Here is a 9,434-nt window from a genome sequence, read left to right as displayed (position 1 = left end):
CAGAGGAACTCAACTACGGAGTCGATCTATCAACCATCTGAGGGTGGTATCAGATTGATGGGGTGAAGGTGCCCCATCAACCATTAAATCCGTATACCCTATATTTGAAGCTGAACTTGATATAGCGTCTTATGTTGCTGAAGTGTCGTATTTTGTTACCGACGACATCAACATTACTGCTGGCGTGCGCTATATCGACGAAACACGTTATACCCGTAATACTTATACTACTGCAGACGGTGCATTTACGTTCGATGCCGAGCGCGACTTTGACGATACCCTGCCGCGCTTTGCCGTAAGCTATGATGTTAATAACAACTGGAACGTATACGCGAACTACGCTAGGGGACGACGTTCACCCGTTGTGGATGCTAACGCAGGTGGCGTTAATGTGACTAAACCTGAAATAGTAGACAGTTACGATTTAGGTCTTAAATACCAAAGCGCGAACTTCCTGTTCTCAGGTGCCATTTTCACCTACGAATACAGCGATTATCAGCAAAGCTTTACCGACGCAGAAACCTTACAGTCTATTACTGTAACGGTAGGCGACTCGACCATGTCGGGTATTGAAGGCATGGCGACCTATAACTACAGCGAGACGCTGACGCTAACAGCAAGCCTTGGTTTCCTTGACGCTGAATTTGCAGACAATACTGCTGATGGATCTGAGTTCCAATACGGTGGCAATAAGTTCCGCTTAGCGCCAGAAGTTAGCGGCGCGATAAACATCAACAAAGTATTCAATATGGACAGTTTTGACATTGATGTTAACTGGCTTACCAGCTTCCAGTCAGAAGTATTCTTTGAAAGCAGTAATTACCCTGGTCTTTCTCAAGATACTTACTCACTGACTGATTTATCGGTGAAGCTGCTTCAAGACAACAGCAAGTTTGCCTACGAGTTTTACGTAAACAACCTGTTTGATAAAGAATTCTTAATTGATGCAGGTAATACAGGCGGTGGATTGGGTATTCCTACCTTCGTACGCGGCATGCCACGCATTGCTGGTGTGCGTGTTTATTACGAGTTCTAGAAGTAAAGAATAAGAGAGTACCTATTCCCGTCAACATGCTCTAGCTTTGATGGGAATAGGGCGTAATTTAAATTATATGGATTATAAGAAGGACTATTAGAGACTCTGTTTTTAGTTGGTGCAATTTAACTATAATGTCTTGCACTCTGTCTTTGTTGATGAAAAGCGAAAGAAGACATTTAATGCTAGTGCAATTACAATAAAGATTCTTTAAGAACCTCGGAGAATCTGCATGCCTTTAAAAGCTACCTCAGTAAGATTAGATGATGAAACACTTGCACGCGTAGGCGAAATGGCTAAGGCGATGGATAGACCTAGGGCGTGGCTGATGGCCGAAGCCATCAAGCAGTATGTTGCTCGCGAAGAATGGTTTATCCGAGAGGTGGAAAAAGGAGTGAAAGCCGCTGATGAGGGACGCTTGGCCGACCATACTGATGTCAAAGCTAAGTGGGAGGCTAAGCGTGCAGCTCAAATGGAGTGATCTTGCAGGTACCGATTTAGAGAAAATTGAAGCTCATATTGCTCAAGAAAATAGCCCCTCTGTAGCTATTGACGTTGTCATCAACATTATTGATAGTTCGCACCTAGTCTTATCAGAACATCCTAGAGCGGGCCGTCATGGCCGATTGAAGAATACGCGGGAACTTGTGATTAATGGCCTGCCGTTTATCGTAATATATCGAGAAAACATCATTACAAATTGCATCGAAATACTACGTGTTCTTCATGATGCTCAGCAATGGCCGAGCGCAGATTAAAAACACACTATTTGTTCAAAGCACTAAGCTTATTGTCCGAGGTGTAAAACAGCGTTTGTAGCCTTTAACTTTATAAATAACGTGCATAGGCTAGAGCCTATACACGCTTATAAACTTGTAGAACGCTATGTCTCAATCTCAAAACTATGCGTGTTAACTACTTTTCCAGCTTTGGTTAAAATTGCATCCACATAGTGCCACGTGGCTTTTGCGCTGTCTTCGCTGACGGTCAATGTCATAAAGCCGCGCTTGTGCAGATTACAGTACTGCAAATCTTCAATTAGAAGCGGAAGATCGTTGGCAAGCGTTTCTGCCATGTCATCATCCATACTTAGGTAATGTTCCATACCGGGTGACGTCACGCCTGGTGTGGCAAGTTCAACCCCTACCTCTGTACCATCTTTCAGGGTTAATTTGTTATGCCATGCGTTATGTGTATCACCTGCAAGGGCAATAACTGGCTTGCCGACAGATTTAAGCTGCATCAGAACCTGTTCCCGCTCAATAGGGTAGCCATCCCATGCGTCTAAGTTGTAAGGCATTACGGTATTGATAAGCGCAAGCTCTTGCTCACTAAGTGCACCACCTTGCTTTTGTTTGCGTTTGATATTCGCGAGCCTATGTACATGATCAGGTATTGCTTTGCGTTCAACGCCGTTAAAAATAGATACAGGGAAAAGCATGCGGCCTATTAATAGCTGTTGCCCTAACACCTGCCATTTAGCCTGGCTTTGCCGCATAGACGAATGTAGCCAGTTGCGTTGGGTTTCACCGAGTAAACCGCGGTTAGGGTTGCCGATGTCTTTCATAAAGCGTGCTTGGTCAAATGCTTTAGTTTCAGCATCGCGATAGTTGGCGTATTCAAGCTGTTTGTCGCGGGCAAGAACGCGGGTGTCGAGCATATATAAGTCAAGAAGTTTACCAAAGGTAAACTGACGATAAATTTCTAAGCGCTCGGTGCCAAAAGGTGGGCGAATGGGTAGCCACTCATAAAAAGCTTGTACGGCCGCTGCACGACGGGCATAAAAATCTCCTTCATCCTCTTGGTGATTCTCAGCACCGTCTTTGTAGGTGTCGTTAGTAATTTCATGATCATCCCACACAACAATAAATGGCTTATATTGATGTAACGACAGCAAGCCTTCATCCGTACGATATAGCGCGTAGCGGTTGCGATAGTCAGTGAGAGTGTAAAGCTCGGTGTCGTTATCAGGCGCATAGGTCCTGCCAATTTCCTTGGCGTGCTCAGTTGCGTAGCCTTCGCCATCGTACTCATAAATGTAGTCACCAAGGTGCAATACATAATCGATGTTATCGTTTTTCGCTGCCTCCATGTATGGCGTGAAAAAGCCAGCAGGGTAGTTAGAACAGGAAAATATGCCGAACGTAACGTCAGACACATCGGCTTCAGGCAGCGTACGGGTTTCGCCCACAGGGCTTATATTATTGGCACTTTTAAAACGGTAAAAATAACGGTTAGCCGGACTAAGTCCTGCTACATCGACTCTTACGGTAAAATCATGGATTGCTTTGGCTTCAACAATACCGCTACTTATCACATTGGCAAAATCAGCATCGCTTGCCATTTCCCATAAAATATCGGCCTTGGCTAAACCTGACTTTGAGCCCGAACCTGAGCCCAAATTTACTGTGGGCACGGCGCGCGTCCAAATAATCACGGCGTCTTTTAATGGGTCTCCACTAGCCACACCATGGGTAAAGGTAGCGTTGGTTTGTGGTTGGCTGTTTGCTGAAGTGCTAACGGTACAGCCTGCTAGCCCTGTAGACACTGCTACGCTCGCGCCTGCGAGTGACGACAGCTTTATAAACGATCTTCTATCCATATGCCTGCTCTTTATAAGGTTTGTAAGGTATTCGGTGATGTCATTGTTTTGTTGAACGCTCATGCAACAAAAACGAAAACCCATTTTTATACTGAGTGTTTGTGACATAGAGATGTCAGGCTGAGAATCCATAATAACAGTCAATGTTTTACTGCAAATACTGTTATACTGTGCAGCAAATAACCACATGAACCAATAATGGCTTATGTGCCTAAACAATCATATTTATGTTTTCTACAGCGCTTTGACGAACTAAGCCACAAACGAAAACACGTTGAACAAAATACGAAAGGTAAATTTAAAATACATGAGTGATGATCCGCATTATCAGCGCGAGAAAGAAAAGTACGAAAATCCGGTAGCCAGCCGCGAATATTTAATGAGTTTATTAAAAGAGCACGACAAGCCGTTGTCGTTTCTTGATATCTGTAACTTGGTGAACGCCTTCGACGAAGAAGCGCGAATTGGAATTCAGCGCCGACTACGTGCCATGGAGCGCGAAGGTCAGGTGCAATTTACCAAGCAGAAAAAATACATTCTCCAAAACCGTGATGAACTCATTAAAGGCAGAATTATTGGTCACCGTGATGGCTACGGCTTTTTGCGTCCTGAAGATAAAAGCGGTGATTTATTTATTAGTGCTGGGCAGATGAACCTGTTCCTTCACGACGATGTGGTAGAAGCGCGCATTAGCGGAACCGATCGCCGTGGAAGAAAAGAAGCGTTTGTTACGCAAGTCATTGAACCGCGCAGCGAGCCTATTGTTGGCCGCTACTTTGTTGAGCAAGGTTTTGGCATGGTTGTGCCAGATGACAGCCGGTTACAGCACGAAATTGTTATTCCACCAGAAAGCACTAACGGTGCTCGAATGGGGCAGGTTGTAGTGGTAGAGCTTACTCAACGCCCACGCCGAAAAATGAGCCCAGTAGGCAAAATTGTAGAAGTACTTGGTGAGCATATGGCGCCAGGTATGGAAATAGAAATGGCCCTTCGTACGTTTGATATTCCACATCAGTGGCCTAAAGGCGTAACCAAGCAAGTGGAAAAGCTAACTGACCAAGTGCCCGAAGAAGCCAAAGAAGGACGCATCGATTTACGCCAGCTTCCGCTGGTCACCATCGATGGTGAAGACGCCCGCGACTTCGATGACGCAGTATATTGTGAACCGCTAGACGATGGCGGCTGGCAGCTGTGGGTAGCCATTGCCGATGTAAGTCATTATGTAAGAACAGGCTCAGCCCTAGACGATGAAGCGCAGCAGCGCGGTAACTCGGTTTACTTCCCTGACCAAGTAATTCCAATGTTGCCAGAAGTACTGTCAAACGGCTTGTGTTCACTAAACCCTGAAGTCGATCGCCTATGTATGGTGTGTGAGATGACCATCAGTGCAAATGGTAAACTAGAAGAATTCCAGTTTTACGAAGCAGTCATGAACTCACATGCCCGTTTAACCTACACTAAAGTGTGGAATATTCTGCAGGGCGATAAAGAACTTCATCAGCGTTACGAGCCTCATGTACCTCATCTACGCAATCTTCACGACTTGTACCGCGCGCTTAAAAAAGCCCGTGCCAAGCGCGGAGCCATTGAGTTTGAAACCCAAGAAGTGAAGTTCGTATTCAACGCCCAGCGAAAGATTGAAAATATTGTGCCGCTGGTGCGTAACGATGCGCATAAGCTTATTGAAGAGTGCATGATCATGGCTAACGTGAGTGCGGCGTTGATGTTAGAAAAGCATGAAGCGCCAGCGCTGTATCGTGTGCACGACAAACCAGACGCCGACAGGCTTACTGCATTTACCAGCTACTTAAGTGAAATTGGTATTCCTCATCGCATTGTTGAAGATGCCGAGCCTGCCGCGTTTACCGATGTGGTGCTTAAAACTCGCGGTCGAGTAGACGAAGAACTTATTCAAACCATGTTGCTGCGCTCAATGAAGCAAGCGGTTTACGACGGTGACAACGTAGGTCACTTTGGGTTGGCGCTAGAAGCTTACGCGCACTTCACGTCACCTATCCGTCGCTACCCAGACTTGGTCGTGCACCGTGCGCTAAAAGGCATTATTGCTAAACAGCAGGGCAAAAAAGCAGTCAGTGGCGCGAAAAACTACACCGTTGAAGAAATTGAACAGTTAGGCGAGCAGTGTTCAATGACAGAGCGCCGCGCCGATGATGCCACCCGTGACGTAGCTGACTGGCTTAAGTGCGAGTTTATGCTCGACCACGTCGGCGACACCTTTGAAGGGGTGGTCAGCTCGGTCACTAACTTTGGTTTATTTATACGCCTTACCGAATACCACATCGACGGCCTAGTACATATAACATCGCTAGATGATGACTATTATCACTATGACGATGTAAAACAAGCGCTGGTTGGTGAGTCGGGCCATCGCCAGTTCAGATTGGGTGATACGGTTGAAGTAACCGTAGCAGCGGTCAACCTTGATGAAAGAAAGATTGATTTATTACTCGATAAGTCTATGCTGCGCGGCACTAAGGGTAAGAAGGTAAAAGTGAGGTCTGCGAAAAAGGCTTCAGATAAACCTACTCGTTTTGATAACAAATCACGCTCTGATAAAGGCTCGCGTTCTGATAAAAAAGGGAACAAAGGCAAAGGCGGCTCAAGCTCGTCTGTTCGTAGCGGTGGAAAATCGTCAAGTCGCGGCAGCGCCAAAGGCGGTAGTAGCGGCAAAACACTGTCATTGAATAAAAGAGGTAAGCGTTAAATGGCGCAGCAAGAATGGTTATACGGTTTACATGCCATGCAGTCGGTACTTGAAAAAGAGCCCGAGCGTGTAATGGAAGTGTTGGTGTTGAAAGGTCGCAATGACGAGCGCCTAACCAACATTGTTAACCAAGCCCGTCGTTTCGGTATTTCCGTTCAGTTTTGTCAGCGCAAAGCGCTAGATGACAAAGTAAGCGGTGAGCAACACCAAGGCGTGGTAGCAAGAGCAAAACCAGCCCGCGTGCTAGATGAAGCTGACTTAGACAAAATTTTAGAAAGCGAAGCGCAGCCTTTAATCTTGGTACTAGACGGTGTGACCGACCCGCATAATCTAGGTGCGTGCCTGCGTACTGCAGATGGAGCAGGGGTGCACGCGGTAGTAGTACCGAAAGATAAATCAGCAAGCTTAAACGGCACAGTAAGAAAGGTGGCCTGTGGTGCAGCTGAAGTGGTTCCACTTATTCAAATCACGAACCTGGCCAGAACCTTGAAGCACCTTCAAGATAAAGGTCTTTGGATTGTTGGCACAGCCGGTGAAACCGATAAGACCCTTTATGATGTAGACCTGAAAGGCCCAACTGCATTAGTAATGGGGGCTGAAGGTAAGGGCATGCGTAGGCTTACCAAAGAAACGTGCGATGAGTTAGTGAAGCTTCCTATGGCTGGCAGTGTGACAAGTTTAAACGTGTCGGTAGCAACAGGCGTGTGCTTATACGAGATCGTAAGACAGCGCAGTTTATGAGACAAAGTTGCTAGAATTGAGCCTCTAATGAGTTTTCAATTGGTTTTTAAAAAAGCGTGTACCTTTGGGTACACGCTTTTTTTATATTTAAGTAAAACTTATAAAGAGTTTAATATTTTGTTACATTTGAATTTGTGAAATTAATGTTAATTATAGTTTTTTATTCCTACCATGAACCTGCTCGTAATACACATTTGGCGCGCTCTTCATAAGTTGTGTTGTTTTTTTGTGCATTTTTAAAGGTATTAAAAATGCTCACCAGGGTTAAGGCAACATACTCAACAGCCTGATTCGCCGCCTAATATGAGCTCTGTAAATAATTGGTAATACCGTTTATTTGCATACCTGACAAACGGGTAGGTCGTTGCAACGCAGTTGCGTCGGTTGTCATGGATGAGCTTTTCGTATGAGGTAATGGTTATACCTGTATGTCATTTAATAACAAATAGCTTCCAAAGCACGGAATAAAACAGTGTTGAAGTTAATAAGACAGATAAAACAGGAAATAAATTTTGAACTCAAAATTAAATAAGAAACACACATGTCTAACAGCAGCTGCTCTAGCTGTATCACTTGGCTTAATGGGTAATTCTGCAATGGCAGCAGGCGAAGGTCTGGTAAAAGTTAAAGAAAAGCCTCAAACCCTAAAACAAGCACTAGGTAAGCGATTGACTGTCGATCGTCTTGTCACCACTGACCAAGAGCGTTACATCATCAAGTTCAAAGACGAGATGACCAGTGAAACGGTTGAAGTGAGTGCATTAAAAGGTAAAGGTCAAATCTCAAGTGCCAAAGTAAAAGGTAAAAAGCCTTTCGATATCGCGTCTGCTAAATCAGAAGTAAGAAAAGCAGGTGGTGCAATTAAGAAAGAGCTTAAGAAGCATAAAATGGTAGCGGCTACGATGAGTAAGTCAGCGCTGAACAAGCTTCGTAAAAATCCAAACGTAGAAAGTATTGAAGTGGACGTTCGTCGTAAGCCTATGGCGCAGACCACGCCTTACGGCTACACAATGGTTCAGGCTAATCAATTTGCACAGTCAGATACTACGGCTCGCAAAGTATGTATCATCGATACAGGTTACAACCTGGGTCACCCAGATTTGCCTGGAACAAACGATGGCGTTACAGGTCAGGCAAACAATGGTGCTGTAGGTAACTGGTATAACGATGGTAACGGTCACGGTACCCACGTAGCGGGCACCATTGCAGCATACGATAATAACGAAGGTGTAGTTGGTGTGTATCCTGGCGTGGATATGCATATCGTTAAAATCTTTAACGACAATGGCCAATGGACTTACGCATCTGACCTTATCGATGCTATCACCCAATGTCAGGATGCCGGCTCGAACGTTGTTAACATGAGCTTAGGTGGCGGCAGTTCGTCAACTACCGAGCGAAATGCAATGCAGAGCTTCACAGATGCAGGCATGTTGTTAGTTGCGGCGGCAGGTAACGATGGTAACAGTGCGAAGTCTTACCCTGCTTCATATGATGCAGTAATGTCAGTTGCGGCAGTAGACTCAAACGAAAATCGTGCAAGCTACAGCCAATATAACGATCAGGTTGAAATTGCTGCGCCAGGCAGTGCAGTTCAGTCTACCTATCCAACAAATACCTACGCTTCACTCAGCGGTACATCTATGGCGACGCCACACGTAGCTGGTGGTGCAGCACTAGTGTGGAGTTACTTCCCGCAGTGTTCAAACAACCAAATTCGTAGTGCACTTAATGCAACGGCAGAAGATAAAGGCAGTGCGGGTCGTGATAACTTCTACGGTTATGGCTTAATGCAGCTTGCTGATGCCTACAATTACCTTAACACCAACGGTTGTGCCGGTGGCGGTACTGGTGGCGGTGGCGGCTCTGAGCCTGGCGTAGAACCAGTATCAGGTCAGCTAACCGGCCTTTCAGGTACGCGCAGAAACTGGGACCGCTACACTTGGACGATTCCTGAAGGTGTAACGCAGATGACTATTCGTACCTCTGGTGGTTCAGGCGATGCTGATCTATACGTGAAGTTTGGCTCACAGCCAGAAACGAATAGCTATGATTGTCGTCCTTATCAAAATGGCAACAGCGAAGTATGTACATTCGACGCGCCAGCGTCAGGCACATGGCACATTGGTATTCGCGCTTATTCGTCATACAGCGGTGTGACACTATCATACTCATATGAGTAAGTAATCCCGTCTCCCTAAGACACAGTTAAAGCCTGCTTATGCAGGCTTTTTTTTGTTTGCCCAGCGAAGCTGGCAAACCCGTCAGGTTGAAAGAAACCTGAATCACCCTGACTGAGGGGAAGATAATCCGAATGGCAAGGGCGTTGT

At 45.6% G+C, this 9,434-nt stretch carries 7 protein-coding genes; 6 read left to right on the top strand and 1 reads right to left on the bottom strand.

From position 1 onward, the window contains the following. The first annotated feature begins 82 nt into the window (after window positions 1-82). The 3 genes from BIZ39_RS19010 (at window position 83) to BIZ39_RS19000 (ending at window position 1,794) form a co-directional block, all read left to right on the top strand. Window positions 83-1,036, top strand: a complete 954-nt coding sequence (locus tag BIZ39_RS19010; protein WP_316248268.1) for a TonB-dependent receptor domain-containing protein — start codon at window positions 83-85, stop codon at window positions 1,034-1,036. Between the two features lie 232 nt (window positions 1,037-1,268). After that, window positions 1,269-1,517, top strand: coding sequence for a CopG family ribbon-helix-helix protein (locus tag BIZ39_RS19005; RefSeq protein ID WP_187447728.1), 249 nt, complete (start codon window positions 1,269-1,271; stop codon window positions 1,515-1,517). After that, window positions 1,498-1,794 carry a type II toxin-antitoxin system RelE/ParE family toxin gene (locus BIZ39_RS19000; RefSeq protein WP_187447727.1) on the top strand — a complete coding sequence of 99 codons (297 nt, stop codon included), beginning with the start codon at window positions 1,498-1,500 and terminating at the stop codon, window positions 1,792-1,794. Before BIZ39_RS19005 ends, BIZ39_RS19000 begins: the two co-directional genes overlap by 20 nt. 125 nt (window positions 1,795-1,919) lie before the next feature. On the opposite strand, the gene BIZ39_RS18995 is transcribed toward BIZ39_RS19000, so the two are convergent. Beyond that, window positions 1,920-3,638, bottom strand: a complete 1,719-nt coding sequence (locus BIZ39_RS18995; protein WP_187447726.1) for an alkaline phosphatase D family protein — start codon at window positions 3,636-3,638, stop codon at window positions 1,920-1,922. Between the two features lie 307 nt (window positions 3,639-3,945). On the opposite strand from BIZ39_RS18995, the gene rnr reads away from it, so the two are divergent. The 3 genes from rnr to BIZ39_RS18980 all read left to right on the top strand — a co-directional run bounded on the left by rnr (window position 3,946) and on the right by BIZ39_RS18980 (window position 9,287). Beyond that, complete coding sequence (rnr, locus tag BIZ39_RS18990) at window positions 3,946-6,363, top strand: ribonuclease R (RefSeq protein ID WP_187447725.1); 2,418 nt, start codon at window positions 3,946-3,948, stop codon at window positions 6,361-6,363. Then, window positions 6,364-7,104: a 23S rRNA (guanosine(2251)-2'-O)-methyltransferase RlmB gene (gene rlmB / locus BIZ39_RS18985; RefSeq protein WP_014950916.1), complete on the top strand. Its 741-nt coding sequence runs from the start codon at window positions 6,364-6,366 to the stop codon at window positions 7,102-7,104. 512 nt (window positions 7,105-7,616) lie between these two features. Beyond that, window positions 7,617-9,287: a S8 family serine peptidase gene (locus BIZ39_RS18980; protein ID WP_187447724.1), complete on the top strand. Its 1,671-nt coding sequence runs from the start codon at window positions 7,617-7,619 to the stop codon at window positions 9,285-9,287. Window positions 9,288-9,434 lie beyond the last annotated feature (147 nt).

Origin of the sequence: Alteromonas sp. BZK5 (genome assembly GCF_014349115.1) — a bacterium.
GTDB classification, from domain to species: domain Bacteria; phylum Pseudomonadota; class Gammaproteobacteria; order Enterobacterales; family Alteromonadaceae; genus Alteromonas; species Alteromonas macleodii.
The sequence above is the reverse complement of the archived record's forward strand: the minus strand, read 5'-3'. Positions and strand labels throughout refer to the sequence as shown.